The 23,287-nt window shown below is 71.3% G+C and carries 14 protein-coding genes; 11 read left to right on the forward strand and 3 right to left on the reverse strand.

The window, feature by feature from the left end; all coding sequences use genetic code 11:
- Positions 1–318 precede the first annotated feature (318 nt).
- The 6 genes from IH48_RS0111615 to IH48_RS0111640 all read left to right on the forward strand — a co-directional run bounded on the left by IH48_RS0111615 (position 319) and on the right by IH48_RS0111640 (position 11,094).
- A complete protein-coding gene (locus IH48_RS0111615) occupies positions 319–4,596 on the forward strand; it encodes a discoidin domain-containing protein (RefSeq protein ID WP_051839602.1) in 4,278 nt (1,425 codons plus the stop codon).
- Between the two features lie 118 nt (positions 4,597–4,714).
- Positions 4,715–5,725 (forward strand): LacI family DNA-binding transcriptional regulator, encoded by a 1,011-nt coding sequence (locus tag IH48_RS0111620; RefSeq protein WP_030902631.1) that lies wholly within the window; start codon positions 4,715–4,717, stop codon positions 5,723–5,725.
- Positions 5,726–5,881: 156 nt separating this feature from the next.
- Positions 5,882–7,249 (forward strand): ABC transporter substrate-binding protein, encoded by a 1,368-nt coding sequence (locus IH48_RS0111625; protein ID WP_030902633.1) that lies wholly within the window; start codon positions 5,882–5,884, stop codon positions 7,247–7,249.
- A gap of 7 nt (positions 7,250–7,256) precedes the next feature.
- A complete protein-coding gene (locus tag IH48_RS0111630) occupies positions 7,257–8,219 on the forward strand; it encodes a carbohydrate ABC transporter permease (RefSeq protein WP_030902636.1) in 963 nt (320 codons plus the stop codon).
- A gap of 10 nt (positions 8,220–8,229) precedes the next feature.
- Positions 8,230–9,186 (forward strand): carbohydrate ABC transporter permease, encoded by a 957-nt coding sequence (locus IH48_RS0111635; RefSeq protein WP_030902640.1) that lies wholly within the window; start codon positions 8,230–8,232, stop codon positions 9,184–9,186.
- A gap of 297 nt (positions 9,187–9,483) precedes the next feature.
- Positions 9,484–11,094, forward strand: a complete 1,611-nt coding sequence (locus tag IH48_RS0111640; RefSeq protein WP_030902643.1) for a glycoside hydrolase family 13 protein — start codon at positions 9,484–9,486, stop codon at positions 11,092–11,094.
- Between the two features lie 52 nt (positions 11,095–11,146).
- On the opposite strand, the gene IH48_RS0111645 is transcribed toward IH48_RS0111640, so the two are convergent.
- Positions 11,147–12,400: a citrate synthase gene (locus IH48_RS0111645; RefSeq protein ID WP_030902646.1), complete on the reverse strand. Its 1,254-nt coding sequence runs from the start codon at positions 12,398–12,400 to the stop codon at positions 11,147–11,149.
- A gap of 98 nt (positions 12,401–12,498) precedes the next feature.
- Here IH48_RS0111645 and IH48_RS0111650 point away from each other — a divergent pair, with 98 nt between their 5' ends.
- Positions 12,499–13,671, forward strand: coding sequence for a citrate synthase (locus tag IH48_RS0111650; protein WP_030902648.1), 1,173 nt, complete (start codon positions 12,499–12,501; stop codon positions 13,669–13,671).
- Positions 13,672–13,704: 33 nt separating this feature from the next.
- On the opposite strand, the gene IH48_RS0111655 is transcribed toward IH48_RS0111650, so the two are convergent.
- On the reverse strand, positions 13,705–15,126 hold the full coding sequence (locus tag IH48_RS0111655) for a GntP family permease (RefSeq protein ID WP_030902650.1): 1,422 nt from the start codon (positions 15,124–15,126) through the stop codon (positions 13,705–13,707).
- Between the two features lie 216 nt (positions 15,127–15,342).
- On the opposite strand from IH48_RS0111655, the gene IH48_RS0111660 reads away from it, so the two are divergent.
- Complete coding sequence (locus IH48_RS0111660) at positions 15,343–17,130, forward strand: sensor histidine kinase (protein ID WP_051839604.1); 1,788 nt, start codon at positions 15,343–15,345, stop codon at positions 17,128–17,130.
- Positions 17,127–17,798: a response regulator gene (locus IH48_RS0111665; RefSeq protein ID WP_030902654.1), complete on the forward strand. Its 672-nt coding sequence runs from the start codon at positions 17,127–17,129 to the stop codon at positions 17,796–17,798. Before IH48_RS0111660 ends, IH48_RS0111665 begins: the two co-directional genes overlap by 4 nt.
- A gap of 29 nt (positions 17,799–17,827) precedes the next feature.
- Here the strand turns inward: IH48_RS0111665 and IH48_RS0111670 are convergent, their stop codons facing one another.
- On the reverse strand, positions 17,828–20,281 hold the full coding sequence (locus tag IH48_RS0111670; protein WP_030902656.1) for a DNA gyrase/topoisomerase IV subunit A: 2,454 nt from the start codon (positions 20,279–20,281) through the stop codon (positions 17,828–17,830).
- Between the two features lie 211 nt (positions 20,282–20,492).
- On the opposite strand from IH48_RS0111670, the gene IH48_RS0111675 reads away from it, so the two are divergent.
- Positions 20,493–21,866, forward strand: a complete 1,374-nt coding sequence (locus IH48_RS0111675; protein ID WP_078849643.1) for a M16 family metallopeptidase — start codon at positions 20,493–20,495, stop codon at positions 21,864–21,866.
- A gap of 17 nt (positions 21,867–21,883) precedes the next feature.
- The gene (locus IH48_RS0111680) at positions 21,884–23,251 is read left to right on the forward strand and encodes a M16 family metallopeptidase (protein WP_199809942.1); all 1,368 of its coding nucleotides are present in this window, start codon (positions 21,884–21,886) and stop codon (positions 23,249–23,251) included.
- Positions 23,252–23,287: the final 36 nt, after the last annotated feature.

Below are 23,287 nucleotides of genomic sequence, written 5' to 3' on the forward strand. Positions count from 1 at the left end.
CGGCGGGACACTGCTGTCCGCGGCGGCGTCCCGCCGCCGCCGCGACCGTGCTCGCGGGCCGGCTCGGCACCGTGCTCTCCTGACATCGATTGCGTCGACATCCCGAAAGGAACGCAAGCGGCTTGCGTTCCTTTCTGTTCGCTTGCGTTGACGCATATTCCCGTGCCGCCCCAGGGCTCTGTGCGTGCACGAGTCCCGATGTCCAGAGAGCATGACAAGTCCATCGTGTTCCAGCCGTAGACGACATAGCATTTCTCTGCAACTCTCTGACCGGACTACGCAAAAGACTCTGTTGATCAACGCAGAATGCGGGTATCCATGAGAGTGCAACGTTCCAGACGGCGAACACTCGCCGTTGTCACCACCACCAGCCTCCTGCTGGTCGGCTGGCCGTCCTTCGCGGCGGCGGCCGACGGGCACCACCCGGCCGGCGGCCACACCGCGGCCGCCGCGCACCGGGCCGCGACGAAGAAGGTCACCGACGGGGACCAGTCCACCTACTGGCAGTCCGCGGGCAAGGGCGACCAGTGGGTGCAGAAGGACCTCGGCGCCACCCGGCGCGTCGACAGGGTCACCCTGAAACTGCCCGCCGACTGGAAGGCGCGCAAGGAGACGCTGTCCCTCCAGGGCAGCCGGAACGGCAGCGGCTTCGAGACGCTCAAGACATCGGCCGCGTACACGTTCAGCCCCGGCTCCGGCAACACCGTCACCGTCTCCTTCCCCGCCACGAAGGAGCGCTGGATACGCGCGAACATCACCCACAACTCGGCAGGATCCAGGGCCCAGTTGTCCGAGCTGGTGGTCCACACCGCGACCGCCGCCACGCAGGACCTCGCGCTCGGCAAGACCATGACGGCGAGCGGGTACAACGACGTCTACCCCGCGCCCAACGCCAACGACGGCAACCAGTCCACCTACTGGGAGAGCAAGAACAACGCCTTCCCGCAATGGATACAGGTCGACCTCGGCTCGTCGGTCGCCGTCAACAGCGTCGTGCTCAAGCTGCCCGCCGACTGGCCCGCCAGGAACCAGACCCTCCGCCTGCAGGGATCGTCCAACGGAACCGATTTCTCCGACATCGCGGCCTCCAAGGCGTACGCGTTCAGCCCGTCGTCCGGCAACACCGCGACGATCAGCTTCAACTCGCTGACCACGCGCTACATCAGGGCGACGTTCACCGCCAACACCGGGTGGCCCGCGGGGCAGGTCTCCGAGTTCGAGGTCTACGGCCCCGCAACCGGTGACACGCAGGCGCCCACGGCGCCGAGCGGCCTCACCCTCACCCAGCCGTCCACCGGGCAGATCCGGCTCGGCTGGCACCCGTCCACCGACGACACCGCGGTGACCGGCTACGACATCTACCGCGACAGCGAACTGGTCTCCACCGTCGCGGGCGACGTCACCTCGTACACCGAGAGCCAGCCGGCCAGTGCCACCGTCACCTACTTCGTGCGGGCCAGGGACGCGGCCGGCAATGTCTCGGCCAACAGCAACAGCGTGACCAGGAAGGGCGACACCGGCGACACGCAGGCGCCCACCGCGCCGGGCGGCCTCGCCTGCACGGAGACCGCCGACGGCCAGGTGAAGCTCACCTGGACCGCGTCCACCGACAACGAGGGCGTGACGGGCTACGACATCTACCGCGGCGACCAGCGCATCGGCTCGGTCGACGGCTCCACCACCACCTACACCGACACGAAGGCGGGCAGCGGCACCGTCACGTACTACGTGCGGGCCAAGGACGCGGCAGGCAACGTGTCGGCCGACAGCAACAGCGTCACACGCAATGGTTCGGCGGGCACGGCGTCCAACCTCGCCGTCGGCAAGCCGATCACGGCGTCCTCGTCCGTCTACACGTACGTCGCGGCGAACGCGAACGACAACGACACCTCCACGTACTGGGAGGGCGCGGGCGGCAGTTACCCCGACACCCTGACGGTGAAGCTGGGGGCCAACGCGGACACCAAGAGCGTCGTCGTCAAGCTCGACCCGGCATCGGTGTGGTCCGCGCGCACCCAGCACATCGAGGTGCTCGGCCGCGAGCAGGACGCGTCCGGCTTCACCAGCCTGGTGCCCGGGAAGGACTACGCCTTCGACCCGGCGAGCGGCAACACGGTGACGATCCCGGTGTCCGCGCGCGTCGCCGACGTGCAGCTCAAGTTCACCGCCAACAGCGGCGCGCCCGCCGGCCAGGTGGCGGAGCTCCAGGTGCTCGGCACGCCCGCGCCCAACCCCGACCTCCAGGTCACTGCCGTCTCCGCGTCGCCCGCCTCGCCCGTGGAGTCCGACCCGATCACCCTCTCCGCGACGGTGAAGAACACCGGCGCGCTGGCGGCCCCCGCGAGCACGGTCGCGTTCGACCTGGGCGGCAGCAAGGTCGCCACCGCGGACGTCGGCGCGCTCGCCGCGGGCGCCGAGGCCAAGGTCACGGCGGACATCGGCGCGCAGAGCGCCGGCACCTACGTGCTGAGCGCCGTGGCGGACCCGGACAACAAGGTCATCGAGTCCAACGAGACCGACAACACCTTCACGGCGCCGTCCGGCCTCGTGGTCAAGCCGGTAGCCAGCTCCGACCTGGTCGCGACCGCCGTCGCCACCTCGCCGTCCGCCCCGTCGGCCGGTGACACCGTCACCTTCTCCGTCGCGGTGAAGAACCAGGGCACCGTCGCCGCCGCGTCCGGCACGCACGCCGTCACGCTCACGCTCCTCGACGAGAAGAGCGGCACCGTCAAGACGCTGACCGGCTCGTTCAGCGGCGCCCTCGCGCCCGGCGCGACCTCCTCCCCGGTCTCGCTCGGCACCTGGAAGGCGGCCGACGGGTCGTACACGGAGAAGGTCGTCGTGGCGAAGGACGACAACGAACTGCCGGTGAAGCAGGCGAACAACACATCCACGCAGTCGTTCTTCGTCGGGCGCGGCGCCGACATGCCGTACGACACCTACGAGGCCGAGGACGGCGTGGTCGGCGGCGGGGCGAAGGTCATCGGCCCCAACCGCACCATCGGCGACCTCGCGGGCGAGGCGTCGGGGCGCAAGGCCGTGACGCTCGACAGCACCGGCAACTACGTCGAGTTCACCACGAGGGCCGACACGAACTCGCTCGTCACACGGTTCTCCATCCCGGACTCCGCGGGCGGCGGCGGCACCGACGCCACCCTCGACGTCTACGTGGACGGCAAGTTCCTCAAGGCCGTCGACCTCACGTCGAAGTACGCCTGGCTGTACGGCGACGAGACGGCGCCCGGCAACTCGCCGGGATCCGGCGCCCCGCGGCACGTCTACGACGAGGCGAACGTCCTGCTCGGCACGACCGTCAAGGCCGGCAGCACGATCCGGCTGCAGAAGGACGCGGCCAACACCTCGAAGTACGCGATCGACTTCGTCGACCTCGAGCAGGTGGCGCAGGCGCAGAACCCCGACCCGGCCGCGTACGTGACCCCGGCCGGCTTCGGCCAGCAGGACGTGCAGAACGCGCTGGACAAGGTCCGCATGGACACCACGGGCAAGCTCGTCGGCGTCTACCTGCCGGCAGGCGACTACCAGACCTCCACGAAGTTCCAGGTCTACGGCAAGCCGGTCAAGGTGACCGGCGCGGGCCCCTGGTTCACCCGCTTCCACGCGCCCACGACGCAGGACAACACCGACATCGGCTTCCGCGTGGAGTCGTCGGCGAACGGCTCCACGTTCTCCGGGTTCGCGGCCTTCGGCAACTACACGTCGCGCATCGACGGCCCGGGCAAGGAGTTCGACCTGACGGACGTCTCGGACATCACCGTCGACAACGTATGGATCGAGCACATGGTGTGCGCGATCTGGGGCACGCACGTCAATGGCCTGAAGGCCACGAACATGCGGATCAGGGACACGTTCGCCGACGGCATCAACCTCACCAACGGCAGCCAGGACAACCTGGTCGGCAATGACGAGGCACGCAGCACGGGCGACGACAGCTTCGCGCTGTTCGCCGCCGAGGACCACAACTCCTCCCCGCTGACCGGCAACACGTTCCAGAACCTCACGGCGAAGCTGCCGTGGCGTGCCGCCGGCCTCGCCGTCTACGGGGGCGAGGGCAACACCCTGCAGAACATCACCGTCTCCGACACGCTCACCTACTCGGGCCTCACCCTCAGTTCGCTGGACTTCGGCTACCCCTTCCCGGGGTTCGGGGCCACCCCGCAGACCGTGGTCAAGGGCGTCTCGCTGATCCGCGACGGCGGGCACTTCTGGGGCAAGCAGGTGTTCGGCGCGGTCTGGGTGTTCTCGGCCACCGACCCGTTCCAGGGCATCCGCGTGAGCGATCTGGACATCACCGATCCGACGTACGGCGGGATCATGTTCCAGACCGACTACTCGGGCGGCAAGGCGCTCTACCCGATCAAGGACACGGTCTTCACGGACGTGTCGATCAGCGGGGCGCACAAGAGCGGTGACGAGTTCGACGCGAAGTCGGGCTGGGGTCTGTGGGCCAACGAGATGCCGGAGGCCGGCCAGGGGCCGGCGGTCGGCGAGGTCACGTTCAACAACCTCAAGCTGAGCGACAACGCGCAGGACGTCAGGAACACCACCACCACGATGAAGATCGACATCAACCCGTAGAGGAGCCTGACCGGGAGACCCGGCGCGGCCGGGAGCGGAACGTACGCTCCCGGCCGCGCCGTCACCGGCTTACACACGCGAGAAAGCAGTTTGCATAATTTGCGATACTCTTGCGCCCATGACGCGACGACTTGCTCAGGTGGCCAAGAAAGTGGGAGTCAGCGAGGCCACGGTCAGCCGGGTCCTCAACGGGAAACCCGGGGTGTCGGAGGCCACCCGGCAGTCCGTGCTGACCGCGCTCGACGTCCTCGGCTACGAGCGCCCCACCCAGCTGCGCGGCGAGCGCGCCCGGCTGGTCGGCCTGGTCCTGCCCGAGCTGCAGAACCCGATCTTCCCCGCGTTCGCCGAGGTCATCGGCGGCGCACTGGCCCAGCAGGGGCTGACCCCCGTGCTGTGCACGCAGACCAAGGGCGGTGTCTCGGAGGCCGACTACGTGGACCTGCTGCTCCAGCAGCAGGTCTCGGGGGTGGTGTTCGCAGGCGGCTTGTTCGCGCAGGCCGACGCGCCGCACGACCACTACCGGCTGCTGGCCGAGCGCAAGATTCCGGTCGTGCTCATCAACGCCCCCATCGAGAACCTGGACTTCCCCTGCATCTCCTGCGACGACGCGGTCGCCGTCGAGCAGGCGTGGCGCCACCTGGCCTCGCTCGGCCACGAGCGCATCGGCCTGGTGCTGGGCCCCGACGACCACGTGCCGTCCCGGCGCAAGCTGCAGGCCGCCATGGCCACGGCGAAGGCGACGGGCGCCGAACTGCCCGACGAGTACGTCGAGCGCACCATGTTCTCCCTGGAAGGCGGCCAGGCGGCCACGGCACGCCTGCTGGACCGCGGGGTGACGGCCTACATCTGCGCGAGCGACCCGATGGCCCTCGGAGCCGTGCGCGCGGCGCGCAGGAGGGGGCTCAAGGTGCCGGACGAGGTCTCGGTCGTCGGGTTCGACGACAGCGCGTTCATGAACTGCATGGAGCCGCCGCTGACCACCGTCCGCCAGCCCATCGAGGCGATGGGCAGGGCGGCGGTCGAGATGCTGTCGGCGCAGATCCAGGGCGGTTCCGTGCCGCCGGGAGAGCTGCTGTTCGAGCCGGAGCTCGTCGTGCGCAGCTCGACCGCGCAGGCGCCCAGGGGCTGAGCACCCACGCCGCCCCGTGCATGCAGACAACTGTCAAAGATTTGCGAAATGAGAGCGACATCTTGCGGACATCCGTAGTTAGTGGTTGAGTGAGCGGCGCCACACAGCGAGCAGCTGTGCGGCTTCCCACGCTCCTGCCCTAGAGGGGTCCCACCGATGAGAAGTCCCGGGTTCCGCCGTACGTGCACCACCGCCATAGCCGTAAGCCTGGCACTCACCGCCGTGGCCGCCTGCTCGAGCAGCAAGGGCGGCGGGGGAACGACCGCGGACGGCAAGACGGCGCTCACCGTCAACTGCATGCCGCCCAAGTCCAACAAGGTCGACCGCACCAGCTTTCAGAACGACATCAAGACGTTCGAGAAGCAGAACCCGAAGATCGACCTCACCGCGCACGACACGTTCCCGTGCGAGGACCCGAAGACCTTCGACGCCAAGCTCGCCGGCGGTCAGATGGAGAACGTCTTCTACACGTACTTCACGGACGTCAAGCACGTCGTGTCCATCAACCAGGCCGCCGACATCACGGACTACGTCAAGGACATGCCGGGCTGGAACGAGATCGACCCGAAGCTGCGGGCCATGTACACCGTCGACGGCAAGGTGTACGGAGTCCCCAGGACCAACTACACCATGGGGCTGCTCTACAACCCGACGCTCTTCAAGAAGGCCGGCCTCGACCCGAACAAGCCGCCCACGACCTGGGCCGAGGTGCGCGCCGACGCCAAGAAGATCGCCGCGCTCGGCCATGGCACGGTCGGCTACGCCGACTACAGCGCGCAGAACCAGGGCGGCTGGCACTTCGTCGCCGAGCTCTACTCGCAGGGCGGCCAGGCCGTCTCGGCGGACGGCAAGAAGGCGACCGTCGACACACCGCAGGGCAAGGCCGTGCTGCAGAACCTCCACGACATGCGGTGGAAGGACAACTCGATGGGCTCGAAGCAGCTGCTCATCATCAACGACGTGCAGCAGATGATGGGCACCGGCAAGCTCGGCATGTACATCTCCGCGCCCGACAACATCCCCACCATCGCCAAGCAGTACGGCGGCGACTACAAGAACATGGCGCTGGGCCCGATGCCGGGCGGCAAGGGCACGCTCGCCGGCGGCGACGGCTACATGTTCAACAAGAAGGACACCCCCGCGCAGATCAAGGCGGGCCTGAAGTTCCTCACCCTGGAGACCAACACCCCGGGCAAGGGCCTGAGCAACTGGCAGTACCTGAGCGAGCAGAAGTCGCCGGTGGGCCTCCCCGAGCCGCGCCTGTGGACCCAGGGCGGCGACTACGACAAGAAGAACCTGGCGCTCAAGAAGAGCTACGCCAACGTGCCGGTCGAGAACTACCAGGCATTCGCCGACGGCAACCCGAACCTCACGCCGCGGATCGAACCCCCGAACGCGCAGCAGATCTACTCCGTGCTGGACTCGACGGTCTCCGCGGTCCTCACCAACAAGAACGCGGACATCGACGCGCTCCTGAAGGGCGCCCAGACGAAGATCGACTCCGTGCTCGCGCAGCAGGGCTGACGTCCGTATGAAGACTGCCCAGGCTCCCGCACGGTCCGCCGCGGCGCCGCCCCTGAACGGGGGGCCGCGCCCGGTGGGCCGTCCCACGGCCCCCCGCAGGCCCCTCAGCCGCCGGCTGACCGACCAGGCGCGCGCCTACGCCTTCCTCCTCGGCGGGCTGATCTGCTTCGCGCTGTTCTCCTGGTACCCGGCGATCCGCGCGGTGATCATCGCCTTCCAGAAGTACATCCCGGGCTCGTCGCCCCAGTGGGTCGGCACCGCGAACTTCACCCACGTCTTCCACGACCCGGAGTTCGCGGCCGCGTGGCGCAACACCTTCTACTTCACGCTGCTCGCCCTGCTGATCGGCTTCCTCGTCCCCTTCGTCACGGCGCTCGTGCTGAACGAGATGCGGCACATGAAGTCGTTCTTCCGGGTCGTCGTGTACCTGCCGGTGATGATCCCGCCGGTGGTCAGCGCGCTGCTGTGGAAGTGGTTCTACGACCCGGGAGCCGGGCTCTTCAACGAGGCGCTGCGCTTCCTGCACCTGCCGACGTCGAACTGGACGAACGGCACGTCGACCGCCCTCGTCTCCATCGTCCTCGTCTCCACCTGGGCGAACATGGGCGGCACGGTCCTCATCTACCTCGCCGCGCTCCAGGGCATCCCGGGGGAGTTGTACGAGGCCGCGGAACTGGACGGGGCCGGCATCCTCCAGCGCGTCCGGCACGTCACGATCCCGCAGACCCGCTTCATCATGCTCATGCTGATGCTGCTGCAGATCATCGCGACGATGCAGGTGTTCACGGAGCCGTTCGTGATCACCGGGGGCGGGCCGCAGGACTCCACCGTCACCGTGCTCTACCTGATCTACAAGTACGCCTTCCAGTACAACAACTTCGGCGGGGCCTGCGCGCTCAGCGTGATGCTGCTGGTCATGCTCGGCCTCTTCTCCGCCGCCTACCTGCGGCTGACCCGCACCGACGACTGAGAGGGCGGCCATGACCACCACGATCGCACCTCCTCCCCGGCAGGCACCGCCCACCACCCCGCGCCGCGCCCGCAAGCGGGCGGAGCCCGCCGCCATCCGCACCCTCGTCTCCCCGCTGGCCCTCGCGAGCCGCAGGGGCAAGGCGGTGTACTGGACGGTCTTCGGCCTCGTCCTGTTCCTGTTCGCCCTCGCCTTCCTGTTCCCCGTGTACTGGATGATCACCGGGGCCTTCAAGTCGCCCGACGAGCTCAACAGCAACCCGCCCACGCTCGCGCCCGAGCACTGGCATCCGGGCAACTACGGCGACGCGTGGAACCTGATGCAACTGCCCGACCACCTGTGGAACACGGTGGTGCAGGCGGCCGGCGCCTGGCTGCTGCAGCTCGTCTTCTGCACCGCCGCCGCCTACGCGCTGTCCAAGCTCAAGCCGGTGTTCGGCAAGGTGGTACTCGGCGCCATCCTCGCCACACTGATGGTGCCGGCCCAGGCCCTCGTCATCCCCAAGTACCTGACCGTGGCCGACCTGCCGTTCATCCACACCAGCCTGCTCAACAACCCGGCCGGCATCTGGCTGCCGGCGGTGGCGAACGCCTTCAACCTCTACCTGCTGAAGCGGTTCTTCGACCAGATACCGCGCGACGTCATGGAGGCCGCCGAGATCGACGGCGCGGGCAAGCTGCGCCAGCTCTGGTCGATCCTGCTGCCGATGTCGCGCCCGGTGCTCGGGGTCGTGTCCATCTTCGCGCTCGTCGCCGTCTGGCAGGACTTCCTCTGGCCGCTGATGGTGTTCTCGGCGGCCCCCGACAACCAGCCCATCTCCGTGGCACTCGTCCAGCTCTCGCAGGACGTGCCGCAGACCGACCTCATCGGGGCGATGGTCATCGCGAGCGTGCCGATGGTCGTCATGTTCCTCGTGTTCCAGCGCCACATCATCGCCGGCATCAGCGCAGGGAGCACGAAGGGATAGCCCCGGCACCGCCCCGCCACCACTCCAGCCGCAGGCCGCGCGCCGCGGGACGGCTGCCCCCTGCCCGAAAACACCGGGGGACCGCGCGTCCCACGGCGAAACGCCCGCGGTCCGGGGCGGCGCGGCGCCACCCCCGCGGGCCGGGCCGGCGCACCGGCCCCGGCCGCACGACCTGCGCACCGCCGCCCGCCAACGTCCCCGCCGAGGGACGGCGGTGCGCAGCCCGCGAACCACCGTCGCCTCTCCACGGGCGCCACTCCCGTGAGGGCCCCAGCACACGCCCGAAAGGAACACCGCATGAAAGGCAGCCCTCCGGAAGTCGCCGACCGGGACTGGTGGCGCGACGCCGCGATCTACCAGGTCTATGTGCGCAGCTTCGCCGACGGCGACGGCGACGGCACGGGTGATCTCGCCGGTGTCCGGGCCAGGCTGCCGTACCTGGCCGAACTCGGCGTCGATGCCCTGTGGTTCACCCCCTGGTACCTGTCGCCGATGGCCGACGGCGGCTACGACGTCGCGGACTACCGCGCCATCGACCCGCAGTTCGGCACGCTCGCCGAGGCGGAGAAACTCATCGCGGAGGCCCGCGAGATGGGCATGCGCACGATCGTCGACATCGTGCCCAACCACGTCTCCGACCAGCACGCCTGGTTCAAGGCGGCCGTCGCGGCCGGCCCCGGCAGCCCCGAGCGCCGGTTGTTCCACTTCAGGCAGGGCCGCGGCGAGGGCGGCCGGACCCCGCCGAACGACTGGGTCGGCGAATTCGGCGGCACGCCCTGGACGCGCCTGCCCGACGGGGACTGGTACCTCCACCTCTTCGCGCCCGAGCAGCCCGACCTCAACTGGGACCATCCGGCCGTGCGCCGGGAGCACGAGGACGTCCTGCGGTTCTGGTTCGACCGCGGCGTCGCCGGCGTCCGCATCGACTCCGCCGTGCTGCCCGCCAAGGACCCCGCGCTGCCGGACTTCACGCCGGGCACCGACCCGCACCCGTACGTCGACCGCGACGACCTGCACGCCGTCTACAGGTCCTGGCGGACGATCGCCGACGAGTACGACGGCATCTTCGTCGGGGAGGTCTGGCTGCCCGACACCGAGCGCTTCGTGCGCTACCTGCGCCCCGACGAACTGCACACCGCCTTCAACCTCGGCTTCCTGGCCAGCCCGTGGGACGCGCGGCGGCTGCGTGCGTCGATCGACGAGACGCTCGCCGAGCACGCCCCGGTCGGGGCGCCGGCGACCTGGGTGCTGTGCAACCACGACGTGACGCGCACCGTCACCCGCTACGGCCGCGCGGACGACACCGGGTTCGCCTTCGAACGCAAACGCTTCGGCACGCCCACGGACCTGTCGCTCGGCACCCGCAGGGCACGCGCCGCCGCGCTGCTCTCGCTCGCGCTGCCCGGTACCGTCTACCTCTACCAGGGTGAGGAACTCGGCCTGCCCGAGGCCGAGATACCGCGCGCGCGGATCCAGGATCCGATGCACGAGCGCTCCGGCGGCGTCGACCCGGGCCGTGACGGATGCCGCGTCCCGCTGCCCTGGACGGCGGACGCGCCGTACGCGGGATTCGGCTCCACGACCGAGCCGTGGCTGCCCCAGCCCGAGGGGTGGGAGGCGTACGCGGCCGACGGCCAGGCCGCCGATCCCGGGTCCATGCTGTCCCTCTACCGGGCGGCGCTCGGGCTGCGCCGCACCGAGCCCGGGTTCCGCGGCGCCGGGCTGACCTGGCTGGACGCCGCCGACGGCGTGCTGGCCTTCAGCCGCGGCGAAGGCCTGGTGTGCGTGGCCAACCTGGCCGATGAGCCCGCCGCGCTGCCCCCGCACACGCGTCTGCTGCTCGCCGGCGGCCCGCTCACCGGGGACGGGCGGCTGCCGCGTGACACGGCGGTGTGGCTGCGCGTGTGAACCGGCCGGACGGGGCCCGCCGCCCGTTCCTGCCGGAGGCCTGAACACGGCCCTAGGGCAACGGGCGTGGCGGGCGGGGCCCGTTGTAGTGGCCGCTGGGCCGCAGCCGCAGCGGCCGCTCCTCGTACTCCTCCAGCGCGTGCGCGATCCACCCCGCCGTACGGGCGATCGCGAACACCGTCTCACCCGCGTCGGGCTCCATGCCGGAAGCGACCGTCAGCACGGCGAGCGCGAGGTCGACGTTGGCGTGCAACTCGCCGTGGCGGGCCGTCGTCGCCTCCACCTCACGGGCCGCCGCCAGCGCGTCCCGCGCACCCGGCACGTCGGCCAGCGCGCCGAACAGTGCCACCGCGCGCGGGTCCTCGCGCGGATACAGCCGGTGCCCCAGGCCCGGCACCCTGCGCCCCGCCCGCAGGTGGTCCGAGACCACCGCGGCCGCGCTGCCCCGTTCGAGCACCTCCCGCAGCATCCGGTGGGCGAGGCCGCTCGCCGCCCCGTGCAGCGGGCCGTCCACCGCACCGAGCCCCGCCGACACCACCGCGTACGGGTGCGCGCGTGCCGAGGCCGCGACCCGGACCGCCAGCGTGGAGGCAGCCAGATCGTGGTCGATCAGCAGCGACAGCGCCATGTCCAGGGTCCGTACCTCCGCCTCGGCCGGCGCACGCTCCGCCAGCCGTGCCCAGAGCCTGTGTGCCAGCGGGTCGTCCGCCGCCGGTTCCCGGGCTCCCGCGAGGGGGAGCGCGTCGACGAGCGCGGGGATCAGCGCGCGCGCCGTGGAGAGCACCGCGTCGCGCGACAGGTCGAAGCGGAGGGGGTCGGCCACGGCCGCCGCGACCGCTGCCACCCGCAGCCGGTCCGCGCTGCCGCCGTCCGCGGGCAGGGCGCCGACCGACCGCCGCGCCGCCGCGAGCGTGCCCGGGGGAGCGGTGAACCGGACGCCGGGGCTGCGCACGCCCGTCCAGAGCCAGTCCGCCACCTCCTCGTACGGGAGGGCACGCGCCAACTCGACGGCGTCCACGCCCCGGTACCAGTACCGGTCCGCCTCGATCAGGGTGATGCCCGTGGTGATGCGCTGCGTGGCGTCGCTGCCCGCCGGCGGCTGGTTGCGCGCCCTGCGCACCAGGGCGTCGACCTCTTTCGCGTCGAAGGTACTGCCCCGGCCCGCCGGATCGCGCCGGCTGGTGAGCTGCCCGCGGCTGACGTACGCGTACACCGTCTCCGGCTTCACTCCGAGCCGCTGTGCGGCCTCGCGCGTGGTCAGCCGCGCGCCGTCCGCGCCCCGCGCATCGGCGGTCGTGTCCGTCATGGCATCACCGTACACGCGCAATGCATATATTGATTCAATCAATATTGACAGTGATTTCTCAACCATGGACAGTTGTGTCAAGGCAAGGAGGAGAGATCATGACGGACAGCAGGGCCGAACCGACCGCCATCGACGTGCCGAGGGGGCTCGCGGGCGTCGTCGTCACCGATACGTCACTCGGGGACGTGCGAGGTGGCGAGGGCTTCTACCACTACCGCCAGTACTCCGCCGTCGAACTGGCGCGGAGCCGGTCCTTCGAGGACGTCTGGCACCTCCTGTTCGAGGGCGAGTTGCCCGGCGCGGCGCAGTCCGCCGCCTTCGCCGCCCGCGTCGCCGCGCTGCGCCACCTGCCGTCCGAGGTGAAGGACGCCCTGCCGGTCATCGCCCGCGCGTCGCGGGGAGCCGGCCCGCTCACCGGCCTGCGCACGGCGCTCTCGCTCTACGGCGCGGCCGCCGGCCTCCGGCCGCTGTACGACACCGACCCCGCCCAGCGTGCCGAGGACGCGCTCGCCGCCTGCGCGGCCGTACCGACGATCCTGACGGCGCTGCACAGGATCGGGTTGGGCGAGGAGCCCGTCGAACCGCGTGACGACCTCGGGCACGCGGCCAACTACCTGTACATGCTGACCGGCCGCGAACCCGGTCCCGAGCACGCGCGGGCGATCGGGCAGTACCTCGTCTCGACCGCCGACCACGGCTTCAACGCCTCCACCTTCGCCGCCCGCGTCATCGCCTCCACCGGCGCGGACCTGGCGGCCTGCCTGGTCGGCGGGGTCGGCGCCTTCTCCGGCCCGCTGCACGGCGGCGCGCCGAGCCGCGCACTCGACACCCTGGACGCGATCGGCTCGCCCGAGCGGATCGACCCCTGGATCAGGGAGCGGGTGCTCGCGGGCGAGCGGATCATGGGGTTCGGCCACCCGGTCTACCGCACGGAGGACCCGCGCTCGCGCATGCTGCGCGCCATCGGGCAGGGGTTCGGCGGTCCCCTCATCGACTTCGCCGTGCGTGTCGAGGAGCGTGTCGAGGCGATTCTCGCCGAGCTCAAGCCGGGCCGTGAGCTCCACACCAACGTCGAGTTCTACGCGGGCGTCGTGATGGAGCAGTGCGGGCTGCCGAGGGAGATGTTCACGCCGACGTTCGCCGTGGCCCGGGTCGTCGGCTGGAGCGCCAACATCCTGGAGCAGGCGGGAGACCGCAAGATCATCAGGCCGGCCGCGCGGTACGTGGGACCGCCTCCGCCGCAGCCGGTCCCGGCGGGGCGTCCTGCATGACACGTCGGGCAGGACGCCCCCGGCCGGCCGCGGTCAGGCCCAGATCGAGATCAGCAGCGCCATCAGCAGGCCGCAGACACTGACGATCGTCTGGATGGCCGTGTGGGACTTCGTGGCCTGTCCGAGCGTCATGCCGAAGGACTCCTTGACCAGCCAGAACCCGGCGTGGTTCACGTAGTTCAGGCCGATGGAGCCCGCCCCGATGGCGACGACGAGCAGCGCGGTGTGCAGGCTGCTGCCGCTGCCCGCCACCGGCGCGAGTATGCCGGTGGCGGCGACGATCCCCACGGTGGCCGAGCCGGTGGAGAACGAGAGCAGCAGCGCGAGCAGCCAGCCGAGCAGCAGCACGTTGATGTGCATGCCGGAGGCGGCCGACTCGACCGCCTTGCCGATGCCCGAGTCCTCGAGCACCTGGTTGAACGCTCCACCGCCCGCGATGATCAGCAGGATGGACGCGACGGCCTTGAGGCTGTCCGTCAGCGACGACCTGATCTCGTCGGCGCTCACGCCGCTGCGGTAGCCGAGAGCGAACAGGGCGAAGAGGAAGCCGGCGAGCATGGCGGGCACCGGTTCACCGGTGAAGGTCAGCACGTGCCGCACCTGGCTGGACTCGCCGTACACCAGCTCGGCGAGGGTGCGCAGCAGCATCAGCGCCACGGGGACGAGCACGGCGGCCAGCGCCCATCCGGTGCGGACGGTGTTCCGGGACGCCGGCGCGACGCCCTCGGGGCCCGCGCCCTCCCGGGCGCCCGTGCCGGTCGGCTCGTTGCCGGCGAACCTGGCGATCAGCTCGGGGTCGGGGCGCACGTCGAGACGCGGCGCGATCCACCTGCCGTACACCGGACCGGCGACGATGACCGTCGGGATCGCGCAGATCAGGCCGATCCCGATGGTGAGGCCCAGGTTGGCGTGCAGCCCCTCGACGGCGACCAGCGGGCCCGGGTGGGGCGCCACCATGCCGTGCAGCGTCGCGAGCGCGGCGATCGCCGGCGTGGCCAGGTAGATGTACGGCGACCCCTTCACGTCGTGTTCCGTCTGCAGCCGCCTGGCGACGCTGAAGATCAGCGGCAGCAGGACGATCAGGCCGATCTCGAAGAACATGGGGATGCCGATGACGAACGCGGCCGCCGTCATGTACCAGGGCAGTGAGCGCGTGCCCGCCCGGTCCACGATCATCCGGGCGATCCTGTCCGTGGCGCCCGACAACGACAGCAGCCTGCCCAGCATCGTGCCGAAGGCCAGGGTCACGCCCACGTTGCCGAGGATGCCGCCGGCCCCGGACTCCAGCGAGTCGGCGATCTTCTCCACGGGCTCGCCCGCAGCCAGCGCGACGCCGACCGACACCGTCATCAGCGCCACGAAGGGGTGGAACCGCAGCCGGGAGTTGATGAGGAGGATCAGCGCGGCGATGGCGGCCGCCAGAATGATCAGCAGCGTCCAGGTGTGCCCCGTCACAGCCGGCCCCGGCGGGCGCGGCGGGAAAGGTCCTGCGATCCTGATCGCGATATCTTCGGCAAGGTGGAAACTCCTGGTCTGCGGCTCGTTGTGTTCCGGCGGGAAGCTATCCGCCCCGTGCCACCGCGCTCCAGGTTCTGCGGGCAACCCGCATAAGCCGTGATCCGCGCGTTGTGTGCGTTCTGTGCATCCCGCGGCCCGGGTTAGCGTCGGACGGTGAGATTCTTCGGACGGACCGCCTGGTGGCCGCCCGCCTCCCGGCGGAAACGGGTCCGGCTGAGGACCCAGGTCCTGCTGCTGCAGTGGGCGGTCGTGGCGGTGACCCTGGCCCTGGCGTTCGGCGTGTTCGCCTACTTCAACGAGCACCGGCTCGTGCGCGAGTACGAGCTGCGCGCGCTCGCGGTGGCCCGTACGGTCGCCGCCCAGCCCGCCGTCCGCCGCGGCGCCGCGCAGTACTCGGCGGCCAACGACCACCCCGGCGGCGGAGCCGCGCACACCCCGCGCGCCGTCCTCGCCGGCGGGCCGGTGCAGACGGCGGCGCAGGCGGCGCGCAAGCGCACGAAGTCCCTGTTCGTCGTGGTCACCGACGACCACGGCATCAGGCTCGCCCACCCGCAGCTCTCCCAGCTCGGCGTGATGGTGAGCACCGACCCCAGCGGCGCGCTCTCCGGCCACGAGGTGCTGGCGAACCACCGCGCGCACCTGGGCAACGAGGTGGTCGCGAAGGTGCCCGTGTACGCGCCGGGCTCGTCCACGGTCGTCGGCGAGGCCAATGCGGGCGTCGCGGTCTCCGATGTCAGGGCCCAGCTGATCCGGGTGCTGGCCGGCGGCCTCGGCTGGCTGGCGGCCGCCCTGCTGCTCGGCTTCGCCGCGTCGGCTCTGCTGGCGCGGCGCTGGAAGCGGCTCACCCTCGGTCTTGAGCCGGAGGAACTGGCCGGCCTCGTGCACGAGCAGGAAGCGGTGCTGCACGGCATCGGCGAGGGCGTACTCGCCGTGGACGGAGAGGAGAAGGTCACCGTCGTCAACGACGAGGCACGCCGGCTGCTCGCGGCCGAGGCGCGTCCCGGCCGTGCCATCGCTGCCCTGGGGCTGACGCCGCGGGTGCTCGAGGTGATCCGCACGCCGGTCGGCACCCCGGTCATGGCGGCGGTCGGCGAGCGGGTGCTGGTGCTCTCGGCACGCCGGGTCAGCCGCGACGGCCGGGACCTCGGCACCGTGCTGACCGTGCAGGACCGCACCGACGTCGAGTCGCTGACCCGCCAGCTCGACGCGGTGCAGGCGATGAGCTCGGCGCTGCGCGCCCAGGGCCACGAGTTCGCCAACCGGCTGCACGTGCTCGCCGCGCTGGCCCACGGCGGACACCTCGCGGAGACCACCGAGTACGTCGACACGCTGCTCGGCACGGGAAGGCTCGGCGGTGCCCTGCCCGGCATCGACGCGGTGAGGGACTCGTACATGCGCGCCTTCCTCACCGCGAAGGCCGCGCACGCGCGCGAGAGCGGCGTGACCCTGGTCATCGGGGGAGCCACCTGGGTCGACGCCACCGTCGCGGCCCCGGTGGACGTCACCACCGTGTTCAGCAACCTCGTCGACAACGCGATCGACGCGGCCCGGCACGGTGCCCGCACCCCTCGCCTCGTCGAGGTCGAGCTGATGAGCGAGGGCACCACGCTCCTCATCACCGTCGCCGACACGGGCGACGGCATCTCGCCGGTCCTCGCGGACGCCGTCTTCCGCGAGGGCGTGTCGACGAAGGACCACACCACCGCGGTCGGCGGGCGCGGCATCGGGCTCGCGCTGTCGCTGGGGATCGCGCGCTCACGCGGCGGCGGCATCCGCCTCGCGGAGTTGGGCGGCCCGCCGGGCACAGGCGCGCGGGACGTCCCGGAAGAACAGGCCGCCGAACAGGACCGGGTCTCCGGGGGCGCGGTGTTCGTCGCCCGGTTGCCCGGAGTGATGGAGCCGGGAGCCACGGACCCGGCAGCGCTGGAGGACAGCCGATGACCCCGCCAGGATCCTTCTCCGTGCTGGTCGTGGACGACGACTTCCGCGTCGCCGGTATCCACGCCGCGCTCGTCGCCGACGTCCCCGGATTCTCCGTCGCCACCACGGCGAACTCCGCCGGGGCCGCCCTGCGGGCCGCCGCCGAGTCCCCCGTGGACCTGGCCCTGGTCGACATCTACCTGCCGGACAGCTCCGGCATCGACCTGCTGCGCTCGATGGACTGCGACGCCTTCGTGCTCAGCGCGGCCACCGACGGCCCGACGGTGCGCCGCGCCATGTCGGCCGGCGCCCTCGCCTACCTCGTCAAGCCGTTCCCGGCGGAACTGCTCGCGGAGAAGTTGCGCGGCTACGCGCGCTTCCGGCAGCTGACCGGCGCGGAGAGCGCCGACCAGGACGTCGTCGAGAGCGCGTACACGGCGCTGCGGGGCACGTCGGCGGCCCGGCAGGCGCGCAGGCCGAGCGCCCGCACGGCGACCGGGGACGCGGTCCTCTCAGCGGTGCGCGGGTCCGACGCCCCGCTGTCCGCCGGGGAGGTGGGCGCGCTGATCGGCGTGTCGCGCGCCACCGCGCAGCGCTACCTCGCGGGCCTGGCCGGCTCGGGGCTGCTGCGGATGAAGCTGCGGTACGGGACCACGGGGCGCCCCGAGCAGGAGTACCGGCTTCCCTGACCGCACGCCTGCGGTCAGGGAAGCCCGCGTCAGAGCGCCGGGCCCGCCAGCGCCGCGATCTCGTGGGTCAGCGGCGTGCCCGAGCCGTCGCGGCGCGGGTCCGGTTCGGGGAGCGCCGCCGCGGAGCCGTTGGCCTTCGCCGCACGCGCCGGGCCCGCGCCCGCCCAGGCGAACACCAGCACGTCCTCGCCCTTCAGGAAGCGCTGGCAGCGCACGCCACCGGTCGCACGCCCCTTGCGCGGGTACTGGTCGAACGGCGTCAGCTTCGCCGTGCGGGCCGAGTCGTCCAGCGTGCCGTGCGAGCCGGCCACCGTGAACACGACGCCGTCCTGTGAGGGATCCACCGCCGTGAACGAGAGCACCTCGGCGCCCTCGGCCAGCTTGATGCCGGCCATGCCGCCCGCCGCGCGCCCCTGCGGGCGCACCTGAGCCGCCTGGTACCGCAGCAGCTGCGCGTCCGTCGAGATGAAGACGAGGTCCTCCTCGCCCGTGCGCAGTTCGCCGCCGCCCACGACCCGGTCGCCGTCCTTGAGGGAGATGACCTCCAACTCGTCCTTGTTGGCCGGGTAGTCGGGCACCACGCGCTTCACCACCCCGTGCAGCGTGCCGAGGGCGAGCCCCGGGGACGACTCGTCGAGCGTCGTCAGGCAGATCACCGTCTCGTCCGCCTCCAGGGCGAGGAACTCGGCGACCGGCGCGCCGCCCGACAGGTTCGGCGCGGCCGGGGTCTCCGGGAGTTGCGGCAGGTCGATCACGGAGACCCGCAGCAGCCGTCCCGCGGACGTCACCGCGCCCACGTCCCCGCGCGCCGTGGCGGGCACCGCCGAGGCGATCACGTCGTGCTTGACGCGCTTGCCGTCCGCCGCGGGCAGCGCCTCGCCCGTCGCCGTACGGGCGAGCAGCCCCGTCGACGACAGCAGCACGCGGCACGGGTCGTCCGCCACCTGGAGCGGCACAGGCACCGCCGCAACCGCTGAGCCGCCCTCGATCAGCAGCGTGCGCCGCGGCGTGCCGAACTTCTTGGCGACGGAGGCCAGTTCGGCGGAGACGACCTTACGCAGCTCCGTGTCCGAGTCCAGGATGCGGGTCAGCTCCGCGATCTCCGCCGTGAGCTTGTCGCGCTCGCCCTCCAGCTCGATCCGGTCGAAGCGGGTCAGCCGCCGCAGCGGCGTGTCGAGGATGTACTGGGTCTGCGCGTCGGACAGCGAGAAGTGCTCCATCAGGCGCTGCTTCGCCTGGGCGGAGTTGTCGCTCGACCTGATCAGCCGGATGACCTCGTCGATGTCGAGGAGCGCCACCAGCAGCCCCTCGACCAGGTGCAGCCGGTCGCGCCGCTTCGTGCGGCGGAACTCGCTGCGCCTGCGCACCACCGAGAACCGGTGGTCGAGGTAGACCTCGAGCAGTTCCTTGAGGCCCAGCGTGAGCGGCTGCCCGTCGACCAGCGCGACGTTGTTGATGCCGAAGGACTCCTCCATCGGCGTGAGCCGGTAGAGCTGTTCGAGCAGCGCCTCGGGCACGAAGCCGTTCTTGACCTCGATCACGAGACGCAGCCCGTGCTCGCGGCCCGTGAGGTCCTTGACGTCCGCGATGCCCTGGAGCTTCTTCGAGGAGACGAGGTCCTTGATCTTCGAGATCACCTTCTCGGGGCCGACGGCGAACGGCAGCTCCGTGACGACGAGGCCCTTGCGGCGCGGCGTCACGTCCTCCACCGAGACCGTCGCCCTGATCTTGAACGTGCCGCGGCCCGTCGCGTACGCGTCCTGCACGCCGGACAGGCCCACGATCCGGCCGCCCGTCGGCAGGTCGGGGCCCGGCACGAACCGCATCAGCGTCTCCAGGTCGGCGCCCGGGTGCTTGATGAGGTGGCGCGCGGCCTGCACGACCTCGACCAGATTGTGCGGCGGCATGTTCGTCGCCATGCCGACGGCGATCCCGGACGCCCCGTTGACCAGCAGGTTCGGGTAGGCCGCCGGCAGGGTGACCGGCTCGCGCTCCTGGCCGTCGTAGTTGGGCTCGAAGTCGACGGTGTCCTCGTCGATCGACTCCGTCATCAGGGACGTCGCGTCGGCCATGCGGCACTCGGTGTACCGCATCGCCGCCGGCGGGTCGTCGTTGCCGAGCGAGCCGAAGTTGCCGTGCCCGTCGACCAGCGGCAGGCGCATCGAGAAGGGCTGCGCCATGCGCACCAGCGCGTCGTAGATCGACGCGTCACCGTGCGGGTGCAGCTTGCCCATCACCTCGCCGACGACACGCGCGCACTTGACGTACCCGCGGTCGGGCCTGAGGTTCATCTCGTTCATCTGGTACACGATGCGGCGGTGCACCGGCTTCATGCCGTCGCGCGCGTCGGGCAGGGCGCGGGAGTAGATCACCGAGTACGCGTACTCGAGGAAGGAGCCCTGCATTTCATCGATCACGTCGATGTCGAGGATCCGCTCCTCGAAGTCCTCGGGCGGCGCGGTCTTCGTGCTGCGGCGGGCCATCGCTGCTGCGGCTCCTTCACAGTTCCTGTACGACAACTTCTGCTGCTGACGGGGACCATTGTGGACCGCCCCACCGACAACTCAGGAATCGACCCGTGGAGAGCGCGGCGGAAGGGGCGCGGACACCGCGGGAACCCGGGCGCCCGCCGGCTCGCTTGCATACAGTGGCAGGCTGGCACCGACAGCGTCAGTCGCGAGCGAAGGGACGTACATGCCCATGGGTCACACGGCCACCGAGCAGGCCGGTTCAGGCGGCCTGACAGCTACCGAGCACCGCCTGGACAACGGTCTGCGCGTGGTGCTCTCCGAGGACCACCTGACCCCGGTCGCCGCGGTCTGCCTGTGGTACGACGTCGGTTCCCGCCACGAAGTCAAGGGCCGTACAGGACTCGCCCACCTCTTCGAGCACCTCATGTTCCAGGGCTCGTCGCAGGTGAAGGGCAACGGCCACTTCGAGCTCGTGCAGGGCGCGGGCGGCTCCCTCAACGGCACCACGAGCTTCGAGCGCACCAACTACTTCGAGACGATGCCGGCCCACCAGCTCGAACTCGCGCTGTGGCTTGAGGCCGACCGGATGGGCTCGCTGCTGACCGCCCTCGACGAGGAGTCGATGGAGAACCAGCGCGACGTCGTCAAGAACGAGCGCCGCCAGCGCTACGACAACGTCCCCTACGGCACCGCGTTCGAACGCCTCACCGCGCTCGCCTACCCGGAGGGCCACCCGTACCACCACACGCCCATCGGCTCGATGGCGGACCTGGACGCGGCGACCCTGGAGGACGCGCGCGCCTTCTTCCGCACGAACTACGCGCCGAACAACGCGGTACTCGCGATCGTCGGGGACATCGACCCCGAGCAGACGCTCGCCTGGGTCGAGAAGTACTTCGGCTCCATCCCGTCCCACGACGGCAAGCAGCCGCCGCGCGACGGGTCCCTGCCGGACGTCATCGGCGAGGAGCTGCGCGAGGAGATCCAGGAGGAGGTCCCCGCCCGCGCGCTGATGGCCGCATACCGGCTGCCGCACGACGGCACGCGCGAGTGCGACGCGGCCGACCTCGCGCTGACCGTGCTGGGCGCCGGCGAGTCGTCCCGGCTGCACAACCGCCTGGTGCGCAGGGACAGGACGGCCGTCGCCGCCGGGTTCGGCCTGCTGCGCCTGGCCGGCGCGCCGTCGCTGGGCTGGCTTGACGTCAAGACGTCGGCGGGGGTGGAGATCCCGAAGATCGAGGCCGCCGTCGACGAGGAACTCGCCCGCCTCGCCGAGGAGGGCCCGACGGCCGAGGAGATGGAGCGCGCGCAGGCGCAGCTCGAGCGCGAGTGGCTGGACCGGCTCGGCACCGTCGCCGACCGCGCCGACGAGCTGTGCAGGTACGCCGTCCTGTTCGGCGACCCGCAGCTGGCGCTGACCGCCGTGCAGCGCGTACTCGACATCACCGCCGACGAGGTCAAGGCCGTCGCCGCGGCCCGCCTGCGCCCCGACAACAGGGCCGTCCTGGTGTACGAGCCGCTGCCGGCCGAGGAAGACGCCGAGGGCGCGGCAGGCGCGGCCGGGCAGAGCGACGAGCAGGAAGGTGCGGCCAAGTGACCGAGGCCACCGTGACCATGGACCTCCACCCGCGGCCGAACGCCGGCCGGGCCAAACCGTGGGCGTTTCCCGCGCCCGAGCGCGGCGCGCTGCCCAACGGCCTGACCGTGCTGCGCTGCGACCGCCCGGGCCAGCAGGTCGTCGCCGTCGAGGTGTGCCTCGACGCGCCCCTCGACGCCGAGCCGGAGGGCCTTGACGGCGTCGCCACGATCATGGCGCGCGCCCTGTCCGAGGGCACCGACAAGCTGAGCGCCGAGGAGTTCGCCGCCGAGCTGGAGCGCTGCGGCGCCACGCTCGACGCCCACGCGGACCACCCGGGCGTCAGGGTGTCGCTGGAGGTGCCGGTCAGGCGCCTGCCCAAGGCGCTCGGCCTGGTCGCCGACGCGCTGCGGGCACCCGCCTTCGCCCTGAGCGAGGTCGAGCGGCTCGTACGCAACCGGCTCGACGAGATCCCGCACGAGACGGCCAACCCGGGCAGGCGCGCGGCCAAGCAGCTCTCCAGGGAGCTCTTCCCCGCGTCGCTGCGCATGTCCCGGCCCCGCCAGGGCACCGAGGAGACCGTCGCGCGCATCGACGCCGCGGGCGTACGCGCCTTCTACGAGGCGCACGTGCGTCCCGCCACGGCCACCGTGGTCGTCGTCGGCGACCTCGCGGGCATCGACGTGGACCAGGTGCTCGCCGAGACCCTCGGCGCCTGGACGGGCGACGCGGGCACCCCGCGCCCCGTGCCCGCCGTCACGGCGGACGACGCGGGCCGCGTGGTGATCGTGGACCGGCCGGGCGCCGTGCAGACGCAGCTCCTGATCGGCCGCGTCGGCCCGGACCGGCACGACCGCGTGTGGCCGGCGCAGGTGCTCGGCACCTACTGCCTCGGCGGCACGCTCACCTCGCGCCTCGACCGCGTCCTGCGCGAGGAGAAGGGCTACACGTACGGGGTGCGGGCCTTCGGGCAGGTGCTGCGCTCCTCCGCGGACGGCACGGGCGCCTCGCTGCTCGCGATCAGCGGATCCGTCGACACCGAGTCGACCGGGCCCGCCCTCGACGACCTGTGGAAGGTGCTGCGCACGCTCGCCGCCGAGGGGCTGACGGACGCGGAGCGCGACGTGGCCGTGCAGAACCTCGTGGGTGTCGCGCCGCTCAAGTACGAGACGGCCGCGTCCGTCGCGGGCACGCTCGCCGACCAGGTCGAGCAGCACCTGCCGGACGACTTCCAGGCCAGGCTGTACGCGCGCCTCGCCGAGACCGGCACCGTCGAGGCGACGGCCGCGGCCGTCGCGGCCTTCCCGGTCGACCGCCTGGTCACGGTGCTCGTCGGGGACGCCTCGCGGATCAAGGAGCCGGTCGAGGCCCTGGGCATCGGCCCTGTCGCTGTCGCCGGCGGCTGACGGGCGGGCCGTGCGCGCCCGGGCTCCCGGCCGCGC

The organism is Streptomyces sp. NRRL F-5126 (genome assembly GCF_000721265.1).
Taxonomy (GTDB): Bacteria; Actinomycetota; Actinomycetes; order Streptomycetales; family Streptomycetaceae; genus Streptomyces.